Source organism: Pseudomonas sp. (assembly GCF_036404235.1).
Classification (GTDB): domain Bacteria; phylum Pseudomonadota; class Gammaproteobacteria; order Pseudomonadales; family Pseudomonadaceae; genus Aquipseudomonas.
Genome location: NZ_DASWOT010000201.1, coordinates 1 through 25129 on the forward strand (window position 1 = coordinate 1; position 25129 = coordinate 25129).

General features: G+C 57.4%; 24 protein-coding genes. 7 read left to right on the forward strand and 17 right to left on the reverse strand.

Annotation, left to right across the window (positions count from 1 at the left end; genetic code table 11):
* Positions 1–299: 299 nt before the first annotated feature.
* Positions 300–1481, forward strand: a complete 1182-nt coding sequence (locus tag VGC62_RS25005) for a CaiB/BaiF CoA-transferase family protein (RefSeq protein WP_331189761.1) — start codon at positions 300–302, stop codon at positions 1479–1481.
* A 273-nt stretch (positions 1482–1754) separates the two neighbouring features.
* Here the strand turns inward: VGC62_RS25005 and VGC62_RS25010 are convergent, their stop codons facing one another.
* Positions 1755–2249 carry a SprT family zinc-dependent metalloprotease gene (locus tag VGC62_RS25010; protein ID WP_331189762.1) on the reverse strand — a complete coding sequence of 165 codons (495 nt, stop codon included), beginning with the start codon at positions 2247–2249 and terminating at the stop codon, positions 1755–1757.
* A 218-nt stretch (positions 2250–2467) separates the two neighbouring features.
* On the reverse strand, positions 2468–3070 hold the full coding sequence (locus tag VGC62_RS25015; protein ID WP_331189763.1) for a Yip1 family protein: 603 nt from the start codon (positions 3068–3070) through the stop codon (positions 2468–2470).
* Between the two features lie 366 nt (positions 3071–3436).
* On the opposite strand from VGC62_RS25015, the gene ttcA reads away from it, so the two are divergent.
* The 3 genes from ttcA to VGC62_RS25030 all read left to right on the forward strand — a co-directional run bounded on the left by ttcA (position 3437) and on the right by VGC62_RS25030 (position 6447).
* Positions 3437–4261 carry a tRNA 2-thiocytidine(32) synthetase TtcA gene (gene ttcA, locus VGC62_RS25020; protein WP_331189764.1) on the forward strand — a complete coding sequence of 275 codons (825 nt, stop codon included), beginning with the start codon at positions 3437–3439 and terminating at the stop codon, positions 4259–4261.
* Positions 4262–4480: 219 nt separating this feature from the next.
* Positions 4481–4792, forward strand: coding sequence for a DUF485 domain-containing protein (locus tag VGC62_RS25025; RefSeq protein WP_331189765.1), 312 nt, complete (start codon positions 4481–4483; stop codon positions 4790–4792).
* Positions 4789–6447, forward strand: coding sequence for a cation acetate symporter (locus tag VGC62_RS25030; protein WP_331189766.1), 1659 nt, complete (start codon positions 4789–4791; stop codon positions 6445–6447). Before VGC62_RS25025 ends, VGC62_RS25030 begins: the two co-directional genes overlap by 4 nt.
* Positions 6448–6594: 147 nt before the next feature.
* On the opposite strand, the gene VGC62_RS25035 is transcribed toward VGC62_RS25030, so the two are convergent.
* Complete coding sequence (locus VGC62_RS25035; RefSeq protein ID WP_092410703.1) at positions 6595–6753, reverse strand: DUF3309 family protein; 159 nt, start codon at positions 6751–6753, stop codon at positions 6595–6597.
* A 551-nt stretch (positions 6754–7304) separates the two neighbouring features.
* On the opposite strand from VGC62_RS25035, the gene VGC62_RS25040 reads away from it, so the two are divergent.
* From VGC62_RS25040 to csrA, 3 genes are all read left to right on the forward strand, one after another.
* Positions 7305–8120, forward strand: a complete 816-nt coding sequence (locus VGC62_RS25040; RefSeq protein WP_331189767.1) for an SDR family oxidoreductase — start codon at positions 7305–7307, stop codon at positions 8118–8120.
* A gap of 115 nt (positions 8121–8235) precedes the next feature.
* The gene (locus tag VGC62_RS25045; protein ID WP_331189768.1) at positions 8236–8568 is read left to right on the forward strand and encodes a YnfA family protein; all 333 of its coding nucleotides are present in this window, start codon (positions 8236–8238) and stop codon (positions 8566–8568) included.
* 189 nt (positions 8569–8757) lie between these two features.
* Positions 8758–8970 (forward strand): carbon storage regulator CsrA, encoded by a 213-nt coding sequence (csrA, locus tag VGC62_RS25050; RefSeq protein WP_331189769.1) that lies wholly within the window; start codon positions 8758–8760, stop codon positions 8968–8970.
* 15 nt (positions 8971–8985) lie between these two features.
* Here csrA and VGC62_RS25055 read toward each other — a convergent pair whose 3' ends face one another.
* The 14 genes from VGC62_RS25055 to VGC62_RS25120 all read right to left on the reverse strand — a co-directional run.
* Positions 8986–9216 (reverse strand): YheU family protein, encoded by a 231-nt coding sequence (locus VGC62_RS25055; RefSeq protein WP_331189770.1) that lies wholly within the window; start codon positions 9214–9216, stop codon positions 8986–8988.
* A 304-nt stretch (positions 9217–9520) separates the two neighbouring features.
* Complete coding sequence (locus tag VGC62_RS25060; RefSeq protein WP_331189771.1) at positions 9521–10711, reverse strand: osmoprotectant NAGGN system M42 family peptidase; 1191 nt, start codon at positions 10709–10711, stop codon at positions 9521–9523.
* A 148-nt stretch (positions 10712–10859) separates the two neighbouring features.
* The gene (gene ngg, locus VGC62_RS25065) at positions 10860–12608 is read right to left on the reverse strand and encodes an N-acetylglutaminylglutamine synthetase (protein WP_331189772.1); all 1749 of its coding nucleotides are present in this window, start codon (positions 12606–12608) and stop codon (positions 10860–10862) included.
* Between the two features lie 3 nt (positions 12609–12611).
* Positions 12612–14384 (reverse strand): N-acetylglutaminylglutamine amidotransferase, encoded by a 1773-nt coding sequence (locus VGC62_RS25070; RefSeq protein WP_331189773.1) that lies wholly within the window; start codon positions 14382–14384, stop codon positions 12612–12614.
* Between the two features lie 256 nt (positions 14385–14640).
* Positions 14641–15729: a lipocalin-like domain-containing protein gene (locus VGC62_RS25075; protein ID WP_331189774.1), complete on the reverse strand. Its 1089-nt coding sequence runs from the start codon at positions 15727–15729 to the stop codon at positions 14641–14643.
* Positions 15719–18199: an ABC transporter permease gene (locus VGC62_RS25080; protein ID WP_331189775.1), complete on the reverse strand. Its 2481-nt coding sequence runs from the start codon at positions 18197–18199 to the stop codon at positions 15719–15721. The genes VGC62_RS25075 and VGC62_RS25080 overlap by 11 nt, the downstream gene beginning before the upstream one ends.
* Position 18200: 1 nt before the next feature.
* A complete protein-coding gene (locus tag VGC62_RS25085; protein WP_331189776.1) occupies positions 18201–18869 on the reverse strand; it encodes an ABC transporter ATP-binding protein in 669 nt (222 codons plus the stop codon).
* A gap of 732 nt (positions 18870–19601) precedes the next feature.
* On the reverse strand, positions 19602–19844 hold the full coding sequence (locus VGC62_RS25090) for a hypothetical protein (protein WP_414705843.1): 243 nt from the start codon (positions 19842–19844) through the stop codon (positions 19602–19604).
* Between the two features lie 71 nt (positions 19845–19915).
* A complete protein-coding gene (locus VGC62_RS25095; RefSeq protein WP_331189777.1) occupies positions 19916–20587 on the reverse strand; it encodes a DUF2931 family protein in 672 nt (223 codons plus the stop codon).
* 71 nt (positions 20588–20658) lie between these two features.
* A complete protein-coding gene (locus VGC62_RS25100; protein WP_331189778.1) occupies positions 20659–21330 on the reverse strand; it encodes a DUF2931 family protein in 672 nt (223 codons plus the stop codon).
* 71 nt (positions 21331–21401) lie between these two features.
* Positions 21402–22073, reverse strand: coding sequence for a DUF2931 family protein (locus VGC62_RS25105; RefSeq protein WP_331189779.1), 672 nt, complete (start codon positions 22071–22073; stop codon positions 21402–21404).
* Positions 22060–23910, reverse strand: coding sequence for a PAAR domain-containing protein (locus VGC62_RS25110; protein ID WP_331189780.1), 1851 nt, complete (start codon positions 23908–23910; stop codon positions 22060–22062). The genes VGC62_RS25105 and VGC62_RS25110 overlap by 14 nt, the downstream gene beginning before the upstream one ends.
* Before the next feature lie 124 nt (positions 23911–24034).
* Positions 24035–24520, reverse strand: coding sequence for a hypothetical protein (locus VGC62_RS25115; RefSeq protein WP_331189781.1), 486 nt, complete (start codon positions 24518–24520; stop codon positions 24035–24037).
* A gap of 267 nt (positions 24521–24787) precedes the next feature.
* Positions 24788–25129: FAD-dependent oxidoreductase (locus VGC62_RS25120; protein WP_331189782.1), on the reverse strand; the 342-nt coding region annotated here is incomplete at its 5' end.

Sequence of the window (25129 nt, forward strand, 5' to 3'; positions counted from 1 at the left end):
AACTCTGGGACGGACTTGGGCTGGTTTCAATACTGGATACGATAAACCGGCTTAGCCGCCTGACCTGAACCGCCGTATACGGATCCGTACGTACGGTGGTGTGAGAGGACGGCGGATGTAAATCCGCCTCCTACTCGATGCCTGGATTTTTGCTGCCAGTACCGGCATCGCGGGCAAGCGTCGGCCCAGGCAACATCCGCTTTGGTCAGTATTACTGGTCTCTACGGCCATTGCCGCTTCACTTTCAGGCACCTACTCTAAACCCAAGCCAATCGGCATCAATGTACCGAGGTTTCCCCATGCAAGGACCGCGGTCATCGCTGAAGATCCTCGATTTTTCGACCTTGCTGCCTGGCCCCTTCGCGTCGCTGCTGCTGGCTGATATGGGCGCCGAGGTGCTGCGGATCGAGTCACCCGCCCGTCTCGACCTGCTTCGTGAGCTGCCGCCCCACGACCAAGGCACCTCCGCCAGCCACGGCTACCTCAACCGCAACAAGCGCAGTCTGGCGCTGGACCTCAAACAGGCTCAGGCGCTGGACGTGGTGAAACGTCTGGTGATGACGTATGACATCGTCCTTGAACAGTTTCGTCCAGGCGTGATGGATCGGCTGGGGATTGGCTATGAAGTGCTGAAAGCGATCAATCCCAAGCTTATTTATGTGGCGATCACCGGGTATGGGCAAACCGGTCCTTACCGTGACCGCGCCGGGCATGACATTAATTACCTGTCGCTGGCGGGCGTTGCCAGCCACACCGGGCGCAAGCAAAGCGGTCCGCTGCCGTTGGGCGTCCAGGTGGCGGACGTCGGCGGCGGCTCGCTGCACGGGGTTATTGGCCTGTTGGCTGCGGTGGTGGCGCGCCAGCAAACGGGGCGCGGGCAGTACGTCGATGTCAGCATGAGCGACTGCGCATTGAGCCTGAATACGTTGGCCGGTGCTGGGTATCTGGCCTGTGGTGTCGAACCGGATCGCGAGAGCCAGATGCTCAACGGCGGTAGTTTTTATGACTATTACCGCAGTCGAGAAGGGCGCTGGTTCTCAGTGGCAAGTCTGGAGCCCGCCTTTATGAAAACGATGTGTGAGGTGTTTGGGCGTCCGGAGTTGGCCGGGCTGGGTCTGTCGCCAGAGCGCGGAGATCAGGCAGCGCTCAAATATCAGTTGCAGGTCGAATTCGAACGACGCAGTTTCGAGGAGCTGCAGGCGTGTTTCGCTGAAGTCGATGCGTGTGTCGAGCCGGTGTTGACCTTTTCACAAGCGGTGCAGCACCCCCAGTTCAAAGCGCGTGAGATGGTTCGCCAAGTCCCGCGTGAAGATGGCAGCATGCAGGCGCAGATGGCTTGCCCGCTGAAGTTTTCCGACGGCTTGCCTGAGCCCAGGCACATCGGCGTGCCAGTCGGGGCGCACAGCGAGGCGGTGCTGGCGGAAATTGGTTTCAGTGCAAAGCAGGTTGCCGCAATGAGGCAGTTGGGTGTGACCCTTTAATAGTCGTCACAAAAAGCCTGTGGATACTCTGTTGCGGGTCAAGCCTGGTTGATCAGCGGCAGGAAATCGCCGTCGTCCATACGCCGCGCTGTCGCACAGCACATGTAAGACCCTTTGGCGAGGCTTGCCCGCGAAGATTCGTCAGGCGCTGAAAATGCGCCGGATGTACTGACGTCTTCGCGGGCAAGCGGAACGCCGCCCGGCCTCGCTCCAACAGGTTGTTTATTGCCGGTTAACTCAATGTTTGAGCAAAGTGAACTGCGGTGTCGCACTTCATTCCACCCGTGTCTCCCCGCTGAACACCAATACTTCCCGACAGCTGCGGCACAGGTATCGCCGTCCCTTTCTGACCAGCTTGTGTCGCTGGCTGGAGAACGGGAAGTCACTGTCCGGGCATGGGCAGCGGTAGATATAGCGGGTCACGCTGCGGCGTTTGATTTCGTAGGTGTGGCAACGGTTGGGCGGCAGTTCGTAAACGCCACGCATGATCAGTTGCCATTCTTCGCCATGGGGCGCGATGGTGTCGCCAAATAACTGATGTGCGACCAGGTGCGCGACTTCATGGGCGACCGTCTGGCGTAGGAAGTCTTCGCTGTTCTCGCGATAGAGTTGTGGATTGAAGCGCAGTAGGTTTTCGTGCAAATGCGCGACACCGGCCTTTTGGCCGCGTAGCTTGAGGCTGACGACAGGGCGCTTGAAGGGACGTTTGAAAAATTCTTCAGCTTGCTGGTAACAGGTTTCAACGCGGGTATTGAGTTGCTCGAGCATGCTTCATCGGTCTCCTGAGGAAGCGAGTATGCCGCAAAAGCTGGGATTATCGAAAACTCAAGCAGCCGAATGGTCAATGAATCGATGCGTGCGAGGGCATGACGGCGCGCATGACCAAACACGCTCTCTGTAGGGGCGAACTTGTTCGCGAAGCGAGGTATGGGGCACACCGCATTGCCTGCCTCGCCAACAAGTTGGCTCCTACCGAAAACGTCGTTTCAATTGGTGTATTCCGGCCCGACGCCAATACCCCACAGCACCACGGTAAAGGCCATGATTGCCACCAGCACGACCAGTCCCACCGCCAGCACCGAGCTTGAGAACATGAAGCCTTCGTCGGGGGGGATGTTCATGAACACTGGCAAACCGACATACAGCAGATAAACCGTATAACAAACCGCCGCCAGCCCGACCAGCATTCCCAGCCACATGTGCGGATAGAGCGCTGCAAGGCCACCGATGAACAGCGGTGTGGCGGTATAGGTGGCAAACGCGATGCAACGCGCCAGGCTGGGGCTGGCGTCATAGGTGCGCGCCATCCAGTGAATGAACCCTCCCATGACTGCGACACCGGCAAGCATGGCGATGTAAGACATGATGGTCATCCAGACCGCACTTTCGCTGGTTAGCATCACTGGCGCACGGTTGCCGATTACCCAGCCGACCTCGGTCGTGCCGATGTATGCAGAGATGGCCGGAATCGCGGCCAGGATCAGGGTGTGAGTGAGGTACATGTGGCCGATGCTTTCTTCTTTCTCGCCACGTATCTGTTGCCATTGTTGATCGGGGTGCGTGAACAGCCCTAAAACGTGATGGATCATGCCCGTTTCTCCTCATCGTGAATGCCGTCGCTTGCAGGCAAGCGCCTGACCGGCAAAGTGCCGTCAGGGGGAAGGCCACATCGCTACATAAGGGAATGGCTGCGACCTCATCTGCGAGTATAGAAAGCTCAAGGCCAAGAAAAACGTGGGCTTTAGAGTAATTGGGGCATTCAAAACCACTGCTAATAGCTGTTGGCGATCAGAAAGCCGCCGCGCACCGACGAATGGCACTTTGCGCGGTGTCAGGCGAATCGCTTTACGGCCGTCATAGCGATACACCGCTCCTGCAAGGGCATTACCGGGCACACGGTTTATGCGTAAAATACGGGCCTTTTCCAGAGTCATCGCGAGCGGACACCAGCAGACATGGGCACCCTTTCAGTCAATCAAAACAAACTGCAGAAGCGTCTGCGTCGACTTGCCGGCGAAGCCGTAGCCGATTTCAACATGATTGAAGAGGGCGACAAGGTGATGGTCTGCCTGTCCGGTGGCAAAGACAGCTATACCTTGCTCGACGTGCTGATGCATTTTCAGAAAGTTGCGCCGATCAGCTTTGAGATCGTCGCGGTGAATATGGACCAGAAGCAGCCGGGCTTCCCGGAGCATGTGCTGCCTGCCTATCTGGAAACGCTGGGCATCGAGTATCACATCGTCGAGAAGGACACGTATTCGGTGGTCAAGGAATTGATCCCTGAAGGCAAAACCACCTGTTCGCTGTGCTCGCGTCTGCGTCGTGGCACGTTGTACACCTTCGCCGATGAAATCGGTGCGACCAAGATGGCCTTGGGGCATCACCGCGACGACATTGTCGAAACGTTCTTCCTCAACATGTTTTTCAACGGCTCGCTTAAAGCCATGCCACCGAAACTGCGCGCCGACGATGGCCGCAACGTGGTGATCCGGCCGTTGGCGTACTGTGCCGAGAAGGACATCCAGGCCTACTCGGACCTCAAGCAATTCCCGATCATCCCGTGCAACCTGTGTGGCTCCCAGGAAAACCTGCAGCGTCAAGTGGTCAAGGACATGCTGCTGGAATGGGAGCGCAAGACGCCTGGCCGCACAGACAGTATTTTTCGCAGCTTACAGAACGTGCAGCCGTCGCAATTGGCTGATCGCAACTTGTTCGATTTCAGCCAACTGCGCATCGATGAAACGGCAGCTTCGCGGTTTGTGAATATCGTCAATCTGTAATACGTCCCTTCAGGGTCTGTTGCCCAGAATCAAGACTCCAACTGCCCCCCTTTTGCGATTACGCCGTCCTTATGGAGGCGTAACACTTCGTCCAGCCGTGCGCATTACCGTATCTACGACTAATGTCGTTCTAATACTAAGGTCGTCTGGAGTGCGCTCCAGAGCAGGCTAAAGTGGGACGCGTGACATCTCATCTGTTGTGCTGCGAGGATAAAAACAATGAACGACAGCATTTACCTCTCGATTCAGAACAGCCCGCGTTTTAAGGAACTGGTCTCGAAAAGAGAAAGATTCGCCTGGATTCTCTCGGCGATCATGCTTGGACTGTATGCCGCATTCATCCTTTTGATTGCGTATGGGCCTCATATTCTGGGGGCGAAACTAAGCCCAACATCGACAATTACCTGGGGAATGCCGATTGGCGTCGGGCTGATTCTCTCCGCGTTCGTGTTGACAGCTATCTATATTTATCGTGCCAACGGTGAATTCGATGACCTGAACAACGCGATCCTGAAGGAGGCACAGCAATGATCCAGCGCTTATTTGCGGCCCTCGGCCTTGTTGCTTTCACTCCGGCCCTTTGGGCGGCGGAAGCATTGACAGGTGAAGTACAGAAACAACCCCTAAACCTGTCAGCGATCATCATGTTCGTGGTCTTCGTTGGGTTCACCCTATGCATCACGTACTGGGCTTCCAAGAAGAACAAGACGGCGGCGGACTACTATTCAGCCGGCGGCAAGATCACCGGTTTGCAGAACGGCCTGGCCATCGCTGGTGACTACATGTCAGCTGCGTCCTTTTTGGGTATTTCCGCGCTGGTTTACACCTCTGGCTACGACGGCCTGATCTACTCGATCGGCTTCCTGGTGGGTTGGCCGATCATTCTGTTCCTGATCGCCGAACGCTTGCGTAACCTTGGGAAGTACACCTTTGCTGACGTGGCGTCCTATCGCCTTGGCCAGAGGGAAATCCGTACCTTGTCGGCCTGCGGTTCGCTGGTGGTGGTGGCGTTTTACCTGATCGCGCAAATGGTCGGTGCTGGCAAACTGATTCAGTTGCTGTTCGGCCTTGACTACACGGTAGCGGTGGTACTGGTCGGTATCCTGATGTGCTTGTACGTGTTGTTCGGCGGTATGCTGGCGACCACATGGGTACAAATCATCAAGGCCGTGCTGCTGTTGTCTGGTGCGTCATTCATGGCACTGATGGTCATGAAACACGTCAACTTCGACTTCAACACGCTGTTCTCCGAAGCGGTCAAGGTTCACCCTAAAGGTGACGCGATCATGAGCCCGGGCGGTCTGGTAAAAGACCCGATCTCCGCGTTCTCGCTGGGGCTGGCACTGATGTTCGGTACCGCAGGCCTGCCACACATCCTGATGCGCTTCTTCACTGTGAGTGATGCCAAGGAAGCTCGTAAGTCTGTGCTTTATGCCACCGGCTTTATCGGCTACTTCTACATCCTGACCTTCATCATTGGTTTCGGCGCGATCTTGCTGGTCAGCACCAACCCTGTGTTCAAGGATGCGGCGGGTGCGTTGCTCGGTGGCAACAACATGGCAGCGATTCACCTGGCCAATGCGGTCGGTGGCAGTCTGTTCCTGGGCTTTATCTCGGCAGTGGCGTTCGCAACCATCCTGGCGGTGGTCGCGGGTCTTACCCTGGCCGGTGCTTCGGCAGTGTCTCACGACCTGTATGCCAGCGTGATCAAGGCAGGCAAAGCGAACGAGAAAGACGAGATCCGCATCTCGAAGATCACCACCATTGCATTGGCGATTGTGGCGATCCTGTTGGGTATCGCCTTCGAAAGCCAGAACATCGCGTTCATGGTCGGCCTGGCGTTCTCTATCGCTGCGAGCTGCAACTTCCCTGTGCTGTTGCTCTCGATGTACTGGAAAAACCTGACCACTCGTGGCGCCATGTTCGGCGGTTGGATGGGCTTGATCAGCGCCGTGGTGCTGATGGTTCTCGGCCCGACCATCTGGGTGCAGATCCTGCACCACGAGAAGGCTATCTTCCCGTATGAGTACCCAGCGCTGTTCTCCATCGCTATCGCTTTTATCGGCATTTGGTTCTTCTCCATTACCGATAAATCGAAAGCGGCTGAAGGCGAACGTGCCTTGTTCTTCCCGCAGTTCGTACGCTCGCAGACTGGCCTGGGTGCCAGCGGAGCGGTATCGCACTGATGTGAGGTAACGCGCAACAAAAAACGCCCCGCTAAGTCGGGGCGTTTTTATGTGTGCCGATTGATAGGCGCAATAGGCGCTGTGTCGGTTTCGCGGCTAATAAAAAACCCCGTCAACCGACGGGGTTTCCTAGATGTTGCCAGGGGGTTATATCCTGCCGAGCAACACCAATATGAGCAGAATCACCAGAATCGTACCGATGATGCCGGACGGCCCGTAACCCCAACTTCTGGAATGCGGGAACACTGGCAAACCGCCGATCAATAGCAAGATCAGAATGATGATAAGAATTGTGCCGATGCCCATGATGAGTTCCTTCTTTTGCACTTGGAAGATGGCGATGCGTTCACTCTTTTGCTCATGATGGCGAAAAGATGTGCCGCTTGTAACATCCGACTCTGCTCGTTTCTGAAAAGTTCGTACGCAGAGAAATAAAAAATAACAATTTTATAAAAGTCATTTAAATTCAATAGGTTGGGTGTATTTATATCGAGTTTAAAGTGACGGTGTTAATGCCAAAACTGTAATTTAATCAATTGGTTAACATGGAACTAACGAATCAGGTACAGGTCAGGGCTGATAATAAAAAGATAGCACGCTATGGTTTATCAGCTTGGCCGATGACCGAGTAGCGCTGATTCATTTTCGTTTTAGAGTGTTCGTCATGTTTGGCAGACTTCTCGCTTTACGCTGGAAGTGGCTGGTTGGATCACGGCTGTCCGCAACGGCATAGCAGGCCGTTGCAACGCCTGAGGCGCAGGTTTGTCTTGCATATTCAGCGAGTTGATGGAGGGTTTGTAGGACAATTTGTCTGGTTAAACTGCACGCATCTTCCTCGTACTCACAAGGCAATTCCTATGCAAAATCGCATCATGATCACCGGTGCCGGGTCTGGCCTGGGACGCGAAATCGCACTGCGCTGGGCTCGTGAGGGTTGGCAGTTGGCACTGTCGGACATTAGCGATGAGGGGCTTGAGGAAACACTGAGGTTGGTGCGCGAAGCTGGCGGGGAGGGTTTTGTTCAGCGTTGCGATGTGCGTGACTACAGCCAGCTCACTGCGTTCGCACAAGCGTGCGAGCAGAAGCTTGGAGGCATCGACATCATCGTCAACAACGCAGGCGTGGCGTCTGGTGGTTTCTTTGGTGAGCTGTCGCTGGAGGACTGGGACTGGCAGATCGCGATTAATCTGATGGGCGTGGTCAAGGGGTGTAAGGCGTTCCTGCCCATGATTGAAGCCAGCAAAGGCAAAATCATCAATATTGCGTCCATGGCTGCGCTGATGCAGGGCCCGGCGATGAGTAACTACAACGTGGCCAAGGCCGGTGTTGTGGCGTTGTCTGAAAGTTTGTTGGTTGAATTGCGTGAGCAGGACGTTGGCGTGCATGTGGTGTGTCCGTCGTTTTTCCAGACCAACCTGCTGGACTCCTTCCGTGGCCCGACCCCGGCGATGAAGGCTCAGGTCGGCAAACTGCTGGAAAGCTCGCCGATCAGTGCCAGCGACATCGCTAATTACATCTATGAGCAGGTGGGCAAGGGCGAGTTCTTGATCCTGCCCCACGAGCAAGGGCGTATGGCCTGGCAGATCAAGCAGAAGACCCCGCAATTGATCTACGACGAAATGGCGACCATGGCCGAGAAGATGCGCGCCAAGGTGAGCCAGGGGCGGGGGTGATCGGCCTGTCGGAGATATTCGGCTGAGCCTGACTGAGGCGAGGTATTCCGACTCTCCAGGAAATTTCTGATAGGGTTGGCCGCATCTTTCCGGCCTCCTTTGAAGAGAATTCAACGTGCTTAATTACCTGTGGTTTTTCCTTGCCGCGCTGTTCGAGATTGCCGGGTGCTATGCGTTCTGGATGTGGTTGCGACAGGGCAAAAGCGCGTTGTGGGTGATTCCTGCGCTCATCAGCCTGACCCTGTTCGCTGTACTCCTCACCCGGGTTGAAGCCGTCTACGCCGGACGTGCTTATGCGGCGTACGGCGGGATCTACATCATTGCCTCGATCGCCTGGCTTGGCATCATCGAGCGAGTTCGCCCGCTCAGTTCAGATTGGATCGGCGTAGTGTTCTGCGTCATGGGTGCAACCATCATTGTGTTTGGACCGCGCTGGTCAGAATCTTGAAGTCGGCCACTCGGATAAAAACCTGCGCACGTTAGGAAATTTCCGATGATGATGGCTTTTTGTAGGATTTGGCTGTCAGCCTTCGCTGATTAAGCTTGAAGGGCATTGCTGATTTGCTCGCAGTGCATTGTAGCGACCCACTTAGGCAGGCAACCTGCGCCCCTGGTAGTGAACAAGGGAGTAGGAAAAATGCTGGTACTGACTAGGCAAGTGGGTGAGTCGTTTTCTATTGGTGATGACATCACCATCCAGATTCTCGGCATCACCGGCAATCAGGTACGGCTTGGCATCGATGCCCCGGTTCACATCAAGATCCACCGTACTGAAGTCTTCAAGCGCATTGCCGCCAAATTGGAGCAGTTGGCGGCGCAGCAACCGGTTTCACAGCTGCCCCCCGAATAATCACTACGGGCCGTGTTATTTCTCGAAAAACTCTTTGGGCACTTCATGCTTGAGCATCAGTTGGCATTGCTGGCTATCGAGGTCAAAAAAAATCACCGCCTGACCTTTGCTCAGCGCATGGCGTACGCGTAATACCCTGGTTTCAAGGGGCGTATCGTCGCCGTTATCGGTGCCATCACGGGTCACGAAATCCTCGATCAGGCGCGTCAGGGTGTCGGCTTCGAGTTGGTCGTGGGGGATCAGCATATAAAGGGCTCGCAACGGAGGTATTGATCAGAGGGAGCGATGCTAGCGCGCTCTATGGCGGCAGGCTACCTGCGCTGTTAGCCTTTCACGTTCGGTAGCTCGCCGCGAACCCGTAGATACTCTGTTCGCGGTCAAGCTTTCAGCCGGTGTTATCCGCTGAAAAGCTTGACCGTATCAAAAGGCCCAGAACACACGGTAGGGCTAGAACGAACTGTAGGAGCGAACTTGTTCGCGAGGCGGAGTCTCAGGCGCACCACGTTGCTTGCCTCCCCAACAAGTTGGCTCCGACATGCCGGGAATGTCCTTAATTCTGCCCTACCAACGTGTCCACCGCGGGCACCCGGGTTTCGGTTTCCATTTGCGTATCGTGTTCCAGTTGATGACTGAAGTTTTCCAGTGAAGCTTTTGCAGGTTGTGCGTCGCTGGCGAACACCGGCGGGCTCATGATATAGGCGCTAAGCAGGCGACTGAGGGTATTGAGGCTGTCGATGTGCGTACGCTCATAGCCGTGGGTCGCGTCGCAGCCGAACGCCAGCAAGGCTGTTCGGGTGTCGTAGCCTGCGGTGATCGCCGAATGGGCGTCGCTGTAGTAATAGCGAAACAAGTCGCGACGTACGGACAGCTCTTTCTCGGCGCCCAGACGCAACAAATGGCGTGACAAGTGATAGTCATAAGGCCCGCCAGAGTCTTGCATTGCCACGCTTACCGCGTGCTCGCTCGAATGCTGGCCTGGGGCGACCGGGGCAATGTCGATGCCCACGAACTCGCTGACATCCCACGGTAAACCGCCTGCTGCACCGGTGCCGGTTTCTTCGGTGATGGTGAACAGGGGATGGCAATCGATCAGCGGTTCGGCGCCGCTGTCGACGATGGCTTTCAACGCCGCCAGCAGGGCCGCAACCCCGGCCTTGTCGTCCAGGTGGCGAGCGCTGATGTGGCCGCTGTCGGTGAATTCCGGCAGGGGGTCGAAGGCCACGAAGTCACCGATATTGATGCCCAGCGACTCGCAATCGGCGCGGGTGGCGCTGTAGGCGTCCAGGCGCAGTTCGATGTGGTCCCAACTGATCGGCAGGGTGTCGACGGCTGTGTTGTAGGCGTGACCGGAGGCCATCAGCGGCAACACGCTACCGCGAATGACGCCGTTGTCGGTGAACACGCTGACGCGGCTGCCTTCGGCGAACCGGCTCGACCAGCAGCCGATGGCGGCAAGGCCCAGGCGGCCGTTGTCTTTGACTTCACGCACACTGGCGCCGATGGTGTCCAGGTGTGCGGAAACTGCGCGGTCGGGACTGTTCTGTTTGCCTTTCAAGGTGGCGCGAATGGTCCCGCGCCGGGTTAATTCAAAAGGGATGCCCAGTTCTTCCAGGCGCTCGGCGACGTAGCGCACGATGGTGTCGGTGAAGCCCGTGGGGCTGGGAATCGCGAGCATTTCCAGCAGGACTTTCTGCAGGTAATTCATATCCGGGTCGAGGATTTTCTGCTTTGCAGTGGTCATGGGAGGCTCCTGAATTTTTGGGAACGACACAACGCCCTGTAGGAGCCGCCGAAGGCTGCGAGACGTCAGCACATTCAGCATCGACGGCGCCTGAAATATCTCTATCGCAGCCTAATGGCAGTTGCTACAGGGTAGGCATGCCTCAATGTCAGCCATGAACGGGCAGACTGTGGGGAAATAGTAGATCGACGAAGCGTTCGGCTGTCGGTTGCGGCTCATGATTAGCCAGCCCGCAGCGTTCGTTGGCTTCGATGAATACGTACTCGGGTTGGTCGGCGGCACGAACCATCAGGTCCAGTCCAACCACCGGAATGTCCAGCGCACGGGCGGCGCGGATGGCGGCATCCTTGAGCACCGGGTGCAAAATAGGTGTGACATCTTCAAGACAGCCGCCGGTGTGCAGGTTCGCCGTGCGACGCACCGCCAGACGCTGATCCGCTGGCAACACGCTGTCGAGGGTGAAACCGGCATTTTTGACGGTGCGACGGGTTTCCTCGTCCATTGGGATCTTGCTCTCGCCGTCCGTGGCTGCTGCACGACGGCGGCTTTGCGCCTCGATCAGTTGAGCGATGGTGTGGTGGCCATCGCCCATGATTTGTGCGGGTTGCCGGATGGCTGCCGCCACCACGTCAAAACCGATGACCACGATGCGCAGGTCCAGCCCCTTATGAAAGCTTTCCAGCAGCACGCGCGTGTCGAACTGCCGGGCGTGCTCGATGGCCGCCTGAACATCGTCGATGTCGTGCAGATCGACCGCCACGCCCTGACCCTGCTCACCGTCCAGTGGTTTTACGACGATGCGCTGGTGTTCATCGAGGAAGGCCAGATTGTCGTCGGCATTGCCCGCCAATTGCTGCGCGGGCAGTTCCAGGCCTGCCGCTTTCAAGGTGCGATGGGTCAGGCTTTTGTCCTGGCACAAGGTCATGCTGACAGCGGTAGTCAGGTCGCTGAGGGATTCGCGGCAGCGAATTCGGCGACTGCCATGAATCAGCGTGAACAGCCCGGCGTTGGCGTCGTCCACCTGCACCTCAATCCCCCGGCGATGCGCTTCGTCGACAATGATCCGCGCATACGGATTGAAATTCGCCTGCGGACCGGGGCCGAGAAACAATTTCTCGTTGATGCCGTTTTTGCACTTGATGGCGAAGGTTGGCAGGTTACGAAAGCCCAGTTTGGCGTAGAGGTTTTTCGCTTGCTGGTTGTCGTGCAACACCGACAGGTCCAGATACGCAAGGCCACGGCTCTGGAAGTGCTCGATCAAATGTCGCACCAACACTTCACCTACGCCAGGCCGGGTGCATTGCGGGTCAACCGCCAGGCACCACAGGCTGCTGCCGTTCTCCGGGTCGTTAAAGGCCTTTTGATGATTCAGGCCCATCACGCTGCCAATCACCGCATGGCTGCTTTCGTCTTCGGCAATCCAGTACACAGGGCCACCAAGGTGGCGCGGGGTCAGTAATGTGGGGTCGATGGGCAGCATTTCACGGGCGAGGTACAGGTTATTGATGGCTTCCCAATCGGCCTGATTTTGCGCGCGCCGAATACGGAAACCACGGAACACGCGCTGGGCTGGGCGATAGTCGCTGAACCACAGGCGCAACGTATCCGATGGGTCGAGAAACAACTGCTGCGGGGACTGCGCCAGCACTTGTTGCGGCGCGGCAACGTAGAGCGCGATGTCACGCTCGCCAGCCTTTTCGTTGAGCAAATCGTTGGCCAGCGCAGCGGGATCGGGGTACGTGTGGCCGATCAACAGCCGTCCCCAGCCACAATGCAGGGCCAAGGGCTCTGCGTCTTGATCACTGCCATCTTCGGCGAAGCGCGCTTGCAACCGTTCATAGGACGGCGACTGGCCGCGCAACAAACGTTGGTTGTGAATCGAGGCATTGGCTTTCATCGGTCAGAATCCTTGTTCGCTGAGCCACAGGTTCAGCGCCGCAAGCTGCCAGAGTTTGGAGCCACGCAAAGGGGTCAGTTGCCCATCGGGATCGCTCAACAGCTTGTCGAGCATGGTGGGGTTGAAAATGCCACGGTCCTGGCTGGGATCAAGTAGCAGGTCACGCACCCAGTTCAGCGTGTCGCCTTGTAAATGCTTGAGGCCAGGCACCGGGAAATAACCTTTTTTTCGGTCAATGACCTCAGACGGAATCACCAGACGCGCCGCTTCCTTGAGCACCTGTTTGCCGCCGTCCGGCAGTTTGAACCGCGCAGGCACACGGGCCGACAGCTCAACCAGGCGAAAATCGAGAAACGGCGTGCGTGCTTCCAGCCCCCAGGCCATGGTCATGTTGTCGACGCGCTTGACGGGGTCATCGACCAACATCACCGTGCTGTCCAGGCGTAGCGCCTTGTCCACCGCCGCCTCCGCGCCCGGCATGGCGAAATGCTCGCGTACAAAATCACCGGCAGCATCGCTAGGCGTCAGCCATTGAGGCATGACAGTGGCGGCGTATTCGTCGTAAGAGCGATCGAAAAACGCATCGCGGTAGGCGGTGTAAGGATCGCTTGCGCCGTCGACTTGCGGGTACCAGTGGTAACCGGCGAAAAGCTCGTCAGCACCCTGGCCGCTTTGCACCACTTTGCAATGCTTGGCGACTTCGCGCGACAGCAGGTAAAAGGCGATGCAGTCATGGCTGACCATCGGCTCGCTCATGGCGCGGAACGCCGCAGGCAATTGCTCGATAATCTCGCTTTCCTGGATGCGCAATTGATGGTGATGGGTGCCGTAATGCTTGGCGATCAGGTCTGAATATTGGAACTCGTCGCCACGTTCGCCACCGGCATCCTCAAAACCGATGGAAAACGTGGAAAGGTCCTTGACCCCGACTTCACGCAACAGGCCGACCAGCATGCTGGAGTCGACGCCGCCCGAGAGCAGCACGCCGACATCTACCGCCGCCCGTTGCCGAATCGCCACGGCGTCGCGGGTGCTGTCGAGCACACGGTCGCGCCAGTCTTCCAGGGTCAGGTTTTGCTCATCGGCATGCGGGCCGTAAGGCAGTGTCCACCAGACTTTCTGCTCGGTTTTGCCATCAGCGGTGATGCGCATCCATGTCGCTGGCGGCACTTTCTCAACGCCGACCAGCAGCGTGCGGGGTGCGGGCACCACAGCGTGGAAGTTCAGGTAATAGTTAAGCGCAATCGGATCAAGCACCGGGCTGATATCGCCGCCTTTGAGCAGGGCAGGCAGCGTCGAGGCGAAACGGACGCGTTTGTCGGTACGCGACAGGTACAGCGGCTTCACGCCCAAACGGTCACGGGCGATGAACAGCTCGCGCGTGTCACGCTCCCAGATGGCGAAGGCGAACATGCCATTGAGCTTGGGCAGCAGGTCTGCGCCCCAGGCGTGATAGCCCTTGAGCAGCACTTCGGTGTCGCCACCGGAATGAAACTGATAACCCAGCGCTTCCAGTTCGGCGCGCAACTCAGGGAAGTTATAGATCGCGCCGTTGAAGGCCAGGGACAAACCCAGTTGGCTGTCGATCATCGGCTGCGCCGAGCCGTCGGACAGATCCATGATTTTCAGGCGACGATGGCCCAGGGCAATTGGCCCCTGGCTGTGAAACCCCCAGGCATCCGGGCCGCGAGGCGCCAAATGGTGGGTGATTCGTTCTACTGCGGCGAGGTCCGCAGGTTGGTTGTCAAAGCGCAATTCACCAGCTAATCCGCACATAAAATCCTTACCGGTCTTCCGTTGGGGAATGTGGACGGAACGTCCGGCCACCCAAAGACTGACCTACAGGATTTATGAGAGTTTTAGATCGTTCGGTTATAAGTCTGGGAACGATGCTGTCGCAGTGCGGGCTAACTGTAGAAGCTACCGAAAAACTCGAGAGGCCGTCACCGTTAATATCCTCGGCGTTTGACACACCGAGATCGCAGCCTTCGGCAGCTACAGGAGAATGCGCAAGGTCATAAAGATGAGCCGCTCAGTACCCCGTCATCTCCAGATACCCCACACCTTTATGGCTGCCAGTCAAGGTAACCGGCCCCTCCCAATAAGGGATGCGCAAGTTCATCCAGGCTTTTGGATTGAGGGCGGTGGTGGTGATATCCAAACCCTTACCGGGGATCTTTACCGACCAGCGGGTCGGCATTGTGTGGCCTGCAACTTCGGTGGTGTCGGTTGGCGTCAGGCTGATGTCTTTGCTGTCGAGCTGCTCGGTGCTGCCATCGCCATTGATCCAGGTGCCGGTTAGATAGGGTTCGCCTTGTTTTTGCCGCATGCGATAGAGCATCAACTGCGCACCGTTTTCAAGGTGTACCGAGAACCAGTCCCAGCCGGTCTGGTTGGCGGTCAGCGGCTGGCTGCTCCATTCCCGGTCCAGCCAGGCTGAGCCCGTGACGTGATAGCGCTTGCCATCAATCGTCACGCTGCCGTCGGCGTCGAAAAACGGTTGGCTGTAGTAATACGACGCCTGGCCTTCTTCGGATTTTTGGCTGAAACCCTGATTGCCCTGCAGCACCAAAGGTCGGCTGGAGGTCAGGTGTAAGCGATAGTTGAACTGTGGGCCGCTGGCCTGCAACTGCATGTCGGCCAGAGGACTGCTCGCGCCCGGCTGGCTGCGCAATGACCAATCGTCGATCCACGCGGTGAACGGGACCGCTGTCACGCCAGCCTGTGCAACACCGCCACGGGCATAGCGCTCGGTGGCGTAATGCTGGGTGGCGGAGGTGACTGCCGCGTGGCCCATCCACAGGTTGCGGTTGCTCCAGCCTTGATCGTGCGCCAGCGTTGCCGACGTGCGCGGCAGGGCGTTGCGAAACAACGTCCACTGCACGCCGAAGTGTTGGCCTTTGTCGTCCTTGAGGTTGGCAGTGATGTACCACCATTCGATGCGAAAGTCGTCGTGTGGGCCGTGATCGTCGGGGAAAACGAAACGTTTACCCGACGTGACCTGTGCATAACTGGCAGCATCGTCAGCCAGGCCAGCGAAGCCTTTTTCGGTATCCGTTTTATCGTCGCAGCCGGTCAGCAGCAGCGCGGTTATAAAACAGGTGGCCCAGTTAATCCTCATTGGCGAATGTCCTGAGCAGATCGGCCGGCTGCGTGCGAAACAGTCGATACAGCGGCCATGCCGACGCCAGCAACGTGGCCAGCAGCGCCAGTGCCATCAATTGCAGCAGTTGCAGGGGGAACACTTGCAGCGGCAGACGCCAACCAAAGGCTTGCACATTGATGACCGCATCCAGGCACCAGGCCAGCAGCAGGCCCAGCGGTAACGCCAACACCAGCGTCAACACCGCGAGCAGCCAGGTCTGCGCCAGGTTCAGCAGCATCAGTTGACGTCGCGTCACCCCTAAAGCCCATAGCGGAGCGAGTTGCCCCAGCCGGCTTTGGCTTTGCGTCAGCAGGCTGATAAACAACGCCACACCGGCCACGCCCAGCGTCAGGCTGTTGAGTGCAGCCGTGGCCGCGAAGGTGCGCTCGAAGATTTGGGTCGACCAGGCTTTGAGCTGGGTCTGATCGATGATGTGGTTATCGTCCAGCTCGAATTTACTGTGCAAAAGACGCAGCAGTTGTGGCACAGCGTGACGGTCGATGCGCAGGTTGAAGCGGCTGGGCGTCAACTGTGGCCAATGACGCAGCAAGTGATCGGCGTTGACCAGGATGTGCCCTTTGGGGTTGCCATAATCGGCGTAGATGCCGACCACCTTGAGCGGCCATTCACCGTCTGGCGTGGGCAGTTTCACGGTGTCACCGACCTTAACCTTGAGGCGCCGTGCCAATTGCTCACTGAGCATCAATGCTTCGTCTGTTGCCAATTGCGCCCAGGCATCGCCGCTTACCGACTCCAGCAGCGGCCAGTGTTGGCGGTAATTGGGGTGATCGATGATGCCGTACAGTTCGGCGGGCCAGCCTTGCAGTTGGATTGACACCTGCCAGTTGGGCAGTACGGCAGAGATCAACCCTTGCTGGCTCAACCAGGTCTGCAAGGGTAGCGCCTGGACGGCGTCGGTCGGGTTGACGTAAAGCTCGGCGGTCAGGCGTTGTTCCAGCCAGTTGTTGAACGTCTGACGAAAACCGGAGGTCATGCTGCCCGCGCCAATGTTCGCCGCCATCGCTAACAGCAGCGCCATCAATGCCAGGCTCAGGGCGGGCAATTGCTGACGGCAATCGGCCAGGAACCATTGCCCCAACACCGAGCGGCTTCGGCCCAGCAAGCCATTGAGCAGACCGTTGAGCAACACCGGCAGGCCCAGCGCAGCGCCGAGTAAAAGGCTTGCCATCAGCACGAAACCCATTGCCAGGCTGTCACCGAACATCACCGCCAATACCGCGATGACGATGGCAGCGCCAGCGATCCAGCCCTGACGCCGTAGCCAGCGCGAATGCTCGTCGTGCCACGCTTGCGCATTGGCCAATGCCAACAACGGCAAGCGCGTGGCGCGTAATAAGCTGTTGGCCCCGGCGAGGAATGCTCCGAGCAGGCTGACGCCCAGGCCACTCAACCACCACAGCGGGCTGAGCGTCAGTTGCCCGGCGACTTCTGCGCCGTACAAGCCGCGCAGGCTCGCGGCGACATCAGGCAGCAATACGCTCGCCAGCCAATAGCCGCTCATCACGCCGGCGATACCTCCGAGCAACGCCAGGGCGCCCAGCTCCACCGCCAGGCTTGCGATCAGCAAGCGCGCGCTGACGCCGCAAGCTCGCAGATTGCGCAGCAGCCCGCGACGTTGCTCCAACGCCAGGCCGATGGCGGCATGGACGATGAACAGACCGACCACAAATGACAGAAACCCCAAGGCATCGAGATTGAGGTGAAAGCTTTCGGTGAGCCGCGTAAGGTCGTTTTCTTCGCCGCTTTTTTTGATCACCAGTTGCCCGGCGACGTCTTCAGGCAGCGGCGGTGGGTTGGCCGCGAAATCCTTGGGCAACAGCAGGTGCGAAACCTGCTGTGGCATGTTCAACAGTTGTTGGGCGAAACCGATGTCTACCAGCAACAACCCTGGCGCCATGTCGGCTTGAGCGTGCAACGGCGGTAGCGTTTGGCCGGATTCGGTGAGTGGTTGATCGCCTTCGTGCAAGCCCAGGGCTTGCAGGGTTTGTGGTGATACCCACGTCCTGCCAGGAGGGGTGAAGAATTCGACAATCTGCGCGGTGTCCAGCGTCTGCCCGGCCAATGCGGTGCCGACGGGCATCGACACCGGCTCGATACCCATCAACTGCAAGCGTTGCTCGGGCTGGTCTTTGAGGGCGACGCGGCCACGCACGATGGGGGAGACCGGCCAACCGGCGCGACGCAGGCTGACAAACAACGCCTGGGAGAACGGCGCGCCGTTGACCGATACGAGGGTGGTCTGCGGTGCGCCGCCGATCAATTGGCTGGCCTTGGCGTAACTGTCCCGCGCCTGACTGTTCAGCGCTTGCACGCCGGTCAACAAACTGGTCGCCAGCCACAGGCCGGTGAGCACGCTGAAAAACTGTACTGGATGCCGTCGCCAATGGCTGAGCAGCGCTCGCAATGTCCAGTAGAAAACCGGCATTTCAGCGTTCGCCTTCAGCGGCCAGGCGTCCGTGATGCAGCACGGCTTGCCGCGAAAGGCGCGCTGCAACCCGAGGGCTATGTGTGACCATCAGCAGGCTGGTGGGGCTGTCGGCGAGCAGGTCCAGGAGTAATTGCAGCACATCGTCACTGGTGGCTTCATCCAGGTTGCCGGTCGGCTCGTCTGCCAGCAACAGGGCCGGGCGAGAGGCGAGGGCGCGACCGATGGCAACACGTTGCTGTTGACCGCCGGAGAGTTGTTCGGGGTAGCGCTTGAGCAAATCGCCCAAACCCAGACGCTCCACCAACTGAGCCTGCCACTGCGGCTGGTAACGCCCGGCGAGGCGAGCTTGAAATGCCAGGTTGTCGTCGACTTTCAGGCTACCGATCAGGTTGAACTGCTGGAACACCAGACCGATTTGCGTGCGTCGCCAGTTGGCCAGTTGCGCTTCGTTCATCCGATCCAGGCGCTGACCGGCAATTTCGATGCTGCCGCTGTCGACCTGATCGAGCCCCGCGACCAGATGCAACAGCGTGCTCTTGCCGCTACCGGATTCGCCCATCAACGCCAGGCTGGTGCCTTGTTCCAGTTGCAAATCCGCGCCTCGCAACACCGCCAACGGGCCTTGGGCCGTGGCATAGCTTTTAAACACGCCCTGGACTTGCAGCATTGAGATTCGCCTGAGATGGAGTGAGGCAGAGAATAAAGGTATTCATCGCGCTCGTCGTTGACTGAAATAGCCTTATCGCGAGCAAGCAACCTCCCATCAGACAAAAAACAGGTCATTGATTTAACCGGCGATAAATCACCTGTAGATACTCCGTTCCCGGTCAAGCTTTGAGCCGATGTTTTTCACTGAGAAGCTTGGCCGTATCAAATGCTTCACCTCTGGCTGGGCCAGAGCGCACTGTAGGAGTGAACTTGTTCGCGAGGCGGTGTTTCAAACGCACCGTGTTGCTCGCCTCGCCAACAAGTTGGCTCCTACAGGTCCGGTGTTGCTGCACGACGGGCGATCTTCTGCGGGGCATTGCTGCGATCATGCTTATCTGTGGACGAGGCAGAAACGGGAGGGCTGTTACTCTGTTCCCGGTCAAGCTTTCAGCCGGTGTTCTTTGCCGAAAAGCGTGGCCATATCAAATGCTTCACCTCTGGCTGGGTCAGAGCGCACTGTAGGAGTGAACTTGTTCGCGAAGCGGTGTCTCAGACGCACCGCGTTGGACGCCTCGCCAACAAGTTGGCTCCTACAGGTCCGGTGTTGCTGCACGACGGGCGATCTTCTGCGGGGCATTACTACGATCATGCTTATCTGTGGACGAGGCAGAAACGGGGGGCTTGATTTTACGTGTTAGTGCTTCGTCGAAAATGAATCTGTCCCCCGGATTGTGATGTCACTTCCCCCGTATCAACTGCCGCAACATAAACCGATTCGGATCGCTGCCACCCCACTCATGGCGCGTCTGAACAACCGGTCTTTGATATCCACCACGTCGGCGGTTTCAATCCAGACCTCCATGTAGTTGGGCGCCAGGAAACCCAGCCGCCAGGCGTCATAGGGCAACTCGGCTCCGTAGTCATTCTTGCTACTGCAACCGCTGAGCAGCAGCGCCATGAAAAAAGCCAACAGATGCTGTTTACCGATTGCCATGGGAAATCCGCTGATGGCCGTCGGCAGGGCGGTTAACGAACAAGATGAGCGTTAGCAAGGCTCGGTATTCCTCACCATGAGTCATAGGGAATGCCGAATTTGTCGATGTAGGCCTGGGATTCAGGCTCCAGTTTCAATCCGTACTGCCCGCCGCTTTGGCCAAGATAGGGGCCCTTTTCTACGACTTTTCCTTGCACCCGGCTAACCTCAATAGGGTCCAGGCAGGCCCCACTTATCCAGGTTTTGGCGACACCGCCTGGCGCCAGACCAATCACCAGAAGTTCGCGGTAATCCTTGATCCATTTTTTACTTGCCTTGCAATAGGTTTTTTCCCGGACCTCAAGCATGGTATGTCGAATAGATTCAGGAATGTCGATGTAAGCCTCGTAAGTCTGAGGCTCTGCCAGGGACTGCCAGCGGACATAGATCAGACGGGGAACATCGGCGCCAAACACATGTTTCCCGGCTCCATCCCCCGGTCGTTTGGGCCAGCCTCTTGGATTACCCCTGAGGTTGGGAGGGGTCTGGATCGCAGCGACCCCACTCATGGCGCGTCTGAACAACCGGTCTTTGATATCCACCACGTCGGCGGTTTCGATCCAGACCTCCATGTAGTTGGGCGCCAGGAAACCCAGCCGCCAGGCGTCATAGGGCAACTCGGCTCCGTAGTCATTCTTGCTACTGCAACCGCTGAGCAGCAGCACCATGAAAAAAGCCAGCAGATGCTGTTTACCGATTGCCATGAGAAATCCGTTGATGGCCGTCGGCGGGGCGGTTCACGAACAAGATGAGCGTTAGCAAGCCTCGGTATCCTTCACCATGAGTCATAAGGAATACCGAATTTGTCGATGTAGGCCTGGGAGGCTGGATTGGGCGGACGATAGTACTTACCAGCCGAGTTACCATCGAAGGGTCCTTTTTTAACCACCTTGCCTTGCACTCGGCTGACTTCAATCGCATCCAGACAACCGCCATGCACCCAAGTCTTGGCCACACCGCCAGGCGCTAAGCCAACAGTAATGGCCTCCCTATAGCCTGTGATCCATTTGCCATCAGCTTTGCAAAACGCTCGCTCACCTTTGAGCATCACTTCTCGAATGGTCTCGGGTATCTCGATGTAAGCCTGATAGGTTTGCGGCTCTGCCAAGGATTGCCAGCGCACGTATATGAAGCGAGGAAGATCGGCACCTGGAACCTGTTTTCCCTTTCCCGCCCCGGGACGTTTTGGCCAACCTCTCGGATTCCCCTTGAGATTGGGAGGAGTTCGAATGGCTGCCACTCCGCTCATGGCACGCTTGAACCATCTGTCATTGATATCCACAACGTCGGCGGTTTCGATCCAGACCTCCATGTAGTTGGGTGCAAAAAATCCCAGGCGCCACGAATCGTAGGGCAACTGCGCGCCGTAACTGTTGGTACCGCTGCACCCGCTGATGAGCAATACCAACACGAATCCCAATACCGCCTTGAATTTATTTATTGCCATGGGAAATCCGCTGATGGCCGTCGGCAGGGCGGTTAACGAACAAGATGAGCGTCAGCAAGGCTCGGTATTCTTCACCATGAGTCATAGGGAATACCGAATTTGTCGATATAGGCCTGGGATTCAGGCTCCAGTTTCAATCCGTACTGCCCGCCGCTTTGGCCAAGATAGGGGCCCTTTTCTACGACTTTTCCTTGCACACGACTGACCTCGACAGGGTCTAGACATATTCCCCGTACCCAGGTTTTTGCGATACCGCCTGGCGACAGACCAATCACAAGAAACTTCCGATGATCTGTGATCCATTCTTTAGTCGCCCTGCAACGGGTTTTCTCCCTCACCTCAAGCATGATATTTCGAACCGACGCAGGAATGTCGATGTAGGCCTCGTAAGTTTGAGGCTCTGCCAGGGACTGCCAGCGGACATAGATCAGACGAGGCACATCGGCGCCAAACACATGTTTCCCCTTTCCATCCCCCGGTCGCTTAGGCCAGCCTTTTGGATTACCCCTGAGGTTGGGCGGCGTTTGGATCGCAGCCACCCCACTCATGGCGCGTCTGAACAACCGGTCTTTGATATCCACCACGTCGGCGGTTTCTATCCAGACCTCCATGTAGTTGGGGGCCAGGAAACCTAACCGCCAGGCGTCATAGGGCAGCTCGGCTCCGTAGTCATTCTTGCTACTGCAACCGCTGAGCAGCAGCGCCATGAAAAAAGCCAGTAGATGCTGTTTACCGATTGCCATGAGAAATCCGTTGATGGCCGTCTGCGGGGCGGTTAACGAACAAAATCCTCACATCAGAGTTGTGCCGTTCCTTGACTGCGTTCCAACTGGCTGAAAGGTGTATGTATCGGCGAAGTAGCAGCAATTCCTCTTCGTTGGTCAGTCCAAGGTCGGTTGATTGGCCCAACGCATAAGCCTGAAGTTTCTGATGCACGGGTTTTAGTTCATCCGGCAACCTCAAGCGGGGATCACGTTCGTCAATGGCTCGTAACGGCACGCGGTGCTGCACGGCGATCTCGCGCATTACCCGCAAATAGATTTTAGACAGATCCCCATCCACCTCACGGTCAAGCCTGGTCACGACATAAACATGTTTTCTATCCGGGATCAGATTGTCGCGGGTGCGCGGCACGTCCACCGACCAGGTGTGCATGTCCAGTTCCACGCCCTGTTCAATCAAGCGGCTGACCAACGGGCCGATAGCGCTACGAGCCTGGGAATACGCGACCGAGCGTTCGTTGGGAGTGGTCTTCATCTCCAGGCTGCTCGTCGGTTTGGCGACCAGCAGCCGTTCACGCATGCGCGGCCGATAACCGCCTCCAATATCCGAATGGGAACCGGGCAAGACGATGTCGTGGTCAGTGCGGATCAACGCGAAATTCAGGCGATGCTCATCTCGGGCGACCAGTTGCACGATCTTGCGTGCAGCACCTTTAGGCAGTCCAAGATTGAGGCCGGGATTGCGATCGTTGCCCGGGCTGAAATCCATCACAAGCGGCGAGACGATACCTGGCACGGTGTCGAACAGGCCGATGAAATTCAGGCGGATATCACGCCCCACCTGCCATGCGAAACCATCGGCGAGTATTGATGAGCCAACGGGAAAAGCCTTGGACAACAGACTGTGCATACCTTTGCGCAGATCATTGATGAAATGCCGAGCCGCTGCCGCGCCTCGACTGAAACCGAATACGTCGATTTCGAGGCGTTTTACTTTTACATCTGGGTTATTGTCTTCGAATACCTTCATACGCTCCAGAATCAACCCCGGAGTTTGCTCTACCCGCGCAAGCACCCCTGTTTTTCCCCCTCCCGTCGCTTGAGCATATAAATGATCAGCACCTCCACTGACAGTCCCAATGCCTTCGAGATACACCGCGATCGCCGCCTCATCAGCCTCCGGCCCAATGGATTCGTCGGTCTGATCCCTATACAAGTCATACAGCCGCCCGACATTGGTCGTGTCATTCCCGTAACTGTCGTCCGGCGCACTGCCATCGATGCCGTAGCCATGCTCCGCACAGAAGCGCTGGATTTCCTCGGCTTGCTCCTCCAGACCGACATCCCGCGCCATGCAGCCGGCGACGCTTTCGCTGTTCGACTGGTTGTTGCCGGTGCCGTCGAAGAACACGCCCAGGCGCAGGGTGATCAGTTGCTCCTGCTCGACTTCTTCCTCCTCTTCCTCGGCCTCGGCAAACTCGTTCGTAAAAACTCGATCACGGTTTATCGCTGGGGAAGGGGCGTTGTGAGGCGGCGCTGCTGTCGGGGACTTCGCCCTGACCTGCGGCGTCGGGCTGACGTCTACGGTGTAGGTGGCTGTAAAGACTGAGGGGCAAAGTTGGGCTTTGCAGGGGCAACCGCTGACACTGTGTAAGGTGCCAGCCACTCGCCTTCCGTTACTGGTGAAGTGCTGGAATCCACCGGAGATACGGTAAATCTTGCCGTCCTTCCCACAGGAGACCCGATCACCTTCGTGAGCATGGACCAGACCGTTCCAGGTGAGAGTGTTGTCACCCTCCTGAACCTGGCCACCACACGTGGTTTTGTCTCCTACGCCAATGAAATATCCCGTCGCCATCGTGTGTTTCTCCCTGTTTACCTTTCGCATCCATGCGTTTTTTGAGTGTCAGCTATGACTGTTAGCGTTAACGCGACTGAGCTGAGTGCCTCGGGTAAAAGCTCTGATAAGGCTTTGGTACATCTCAGCTGTCGACAGGTGGCAAGAAATCATCGGCCATGGGCACACCGTTACGCTCGACCCACAAGCCGCAGCCTTGCAGGGTGTTGATGATCTCGTCGCCGTTGCTCAAGCGGCTTCCTACCAGCGCGTAATCACTGTTGCTCTGCCCTGCTCCGGTAACGATCTGCGCGGTGGTGCCATCTGAATACATGACGTAATCGCCTTTATGCGCCGCGTTAACCTCCTGGCCGTTATCCAACGTAAATGTCAAAAATGACTGGGTTTTTTTAACGACCCCACCTCGCTGGGTCTGGCTTCCTTCCGTTGCCAGCCGAAAGATGCCAATAGGTGGATGGGCTGCGGTATAGGCCTGCTGTTTGCGAAAAATTGCCAAGGTTTCCTCGCTGAAGCCAGCAAGTTGCTCCTCGGTAAAGACCGATTTATTCAGAGTGCGGAGATATTCAGCAGAGACTTCGTTGGTGTACGACGGGGTCAAGGGTGCATTCATTTCCATGATCCTTGGTTGAATGGGGGCGCATGCGATGCAGGTAGCGCATCGCAGGCGAAGATCATGATTGAAGGCAGCGGGAGTCAGGTAGCCGTTGATCAATCAGTGACGTGAGAAAACACCGTAAATTCTGTAGTCCCATTCGTACGTGAAGCGCCCTCAATCCGGTTAATGCCACTCGGGTTGATCCGACTGGTCCAAGGGGACCGATCTTGTTTTCAGCGCTTCATCGAAAATGGATCTGTCCTGATTGTGATCCGATGGTGATCACTTCCCCCGTATCAACTGCCGCAACATAAACCGATTCGGATGGCAGGCTTCTGCGACGGCGCGGGGCAAGGGCAGTGGCTCGTTGTCCAGCCAGGCGGCAATCAACTCCCCGGACAGCGGCGCGGTGATCAAGCCGCGCGAGCCGTGCCCGCTGTTGATGTACAGGCCATCAATCCAGGGGCATTGAGTCTCGGGGACCTGGCGTGCATCTTTGCCAAGCACCGCGTAGGCGGTGAGAAACGCCGCACGATCGGCCAATGGTCCGACAATGGGTAAGTAATCGGGGCTGGTGCAGCGAAAGGCTGCACGCCCTTCCAGCTGTTCTGGCGTCAGTTGGTC

Coding starts and splice junctions, on each gene's coding strand:
- VGC62_RS25105 (WP_331189779.1), bottom strand. CDS start 22,073: ATGGCAATCGGTAAACAGCATCTACTGGCTTTTTTCATGGCGCTGCTG.
- VGC62_RS25075 (WP_331189774.1), bottom strand. CDS start 15,729: ATGAGGATTAACTGGGCCACCTGTTTTATAACCGCGCTGCTGCTGACC.
- VGC62_RS25055 (WP_331189770.1), bottom strand. CDS start 9,216: ATGCTGATCCCCCACGACCAACTCGAAGCCGACACCCTGACGCGCCTG.
- VGC62_RS25030 (WP_331189766.1), top strand. CDS start 4,789: ATGATCCAGCGCTTATTTGCGGCCCTCGGCCTTGTTGCTTTCACTCCG.
- csrA (WP_331189769.1), top strand. CDS start 8,758: ATGCTGGTACTGACTAGGCAAGTGGGTGAGTCGTTTTCTATTGGTGAT.
- VGC62_RS25035 (WP_092410703.1), bottom strand. CDS start 6,753: ATGGGCATCGGCACAATTCTTATCATCATTCTGATCTTGCTATTGATC.
- VGC62_RS25070 (WP_331189773.1), bottom strand. CDS start 14,384: ATGTGCGGATTAGCTGGTGAATTGCGCTTTGACAACCAACCTGCGGAC.
- VGC62_RS25085 (WP_331189776.1), bottom strand. CDS start 18,869: ATGCTGCAAGTCCAGGGCGTGTTTAAAAGCTATGCCACGGCCCAAGGC.
- VGC62_RS25080 (WP_331189775.1), bottom strand. CDS start 18,199: ATGCCGGTTTTCTACTGGACATTGCGAGCGCTGCTCAGCCATTGGCGA.
- VGC62_RS25115 (WP_331189781.1), bottom strand. CDS start 24,520: ATGAATGCACCCTTGACCCCGTCGTACACCAACGAAGTCTCTGCTGAA.
- VGC62_RS25025 (WP_331189765.1), top strand. CDS start 4,481: ATGAACGACAGCATTTACCTCTCGATTCAGAACAGCCCGCGTTTTAAG.
- VGC62_RS25100 (WP_331189778.1), bottom strand. CDS start 21,330: ATGGCAATAAATAAATTCAAGGCGGTATTGGGATTCGTGTTGGTATTG.
- VGC62_RS25110 (WP_331189780.1), bottom strand. CDS start 23,910: ATGGCGACGGGATATTTCATTGGCGTAGGAGACAAAACCACGTGTGGT.
- VGC62_RS25015 (WP_331189763.1), bottom strand. CDS start 3,070: ATGATCCATCACGTTTTAGGGCTGTTCACGCACCCCGATCAACAATGG.
- VGC62_RS25060 (WP_331189771.1), bottom strand. CDS start 10,711: ATGACCACTGCAAAGCAGAAAATCCTCGACCCGGATATGAATTACCTG.
- VGC62_RS25005 (WP_331189761.1), top strand. CDS start 300: ATGCAAGGACCGCGGTCATCGCTGAAGATCCTCGATTTTTCGACCTTG.
- VGC62_RS25010 (WP_331189762.1), bottom strand. CDS start 2,249: ATGCTCGAGCAACTCAATACCCGCGTTGAAACCTGTTACCAGCAAGCT.
- VGC62_RS25095 (WP_331189777.1), bottom strand. CDS start 20,587: ATGGCAATCGGTAAACAGCATCTGCTGGCTTTTTTCATGGTGCTGCTG.
- ttcA (WP_331189764.1), top strand. CDS start 3,437: ATGGGCACCCTTTCAGTCAATCAAAACAAACTGCAGAAGCGTCTGCGT.
- ngg (WP_331189772.1), bottom strand. CDS start 12,608: ATGAAAGCCAATGCCTCGATTCACAACCAACGTTTGTTGCGCGGCCAG.
- VGC62_RS25090 (WP_414705843.1), bottom strand. CDS start 19,844: ATGGCAATCGGTAAACAGCATCTGTTGGCTTTTTTCATGGCGCTGCTG.
- VGC62_RS25040 (WP_331189767.1), top strand. CDS start 7,305: ATGCAAAATCGCATCATGATCACCGGTGCCGGGTCTGGCCTGGGACGC.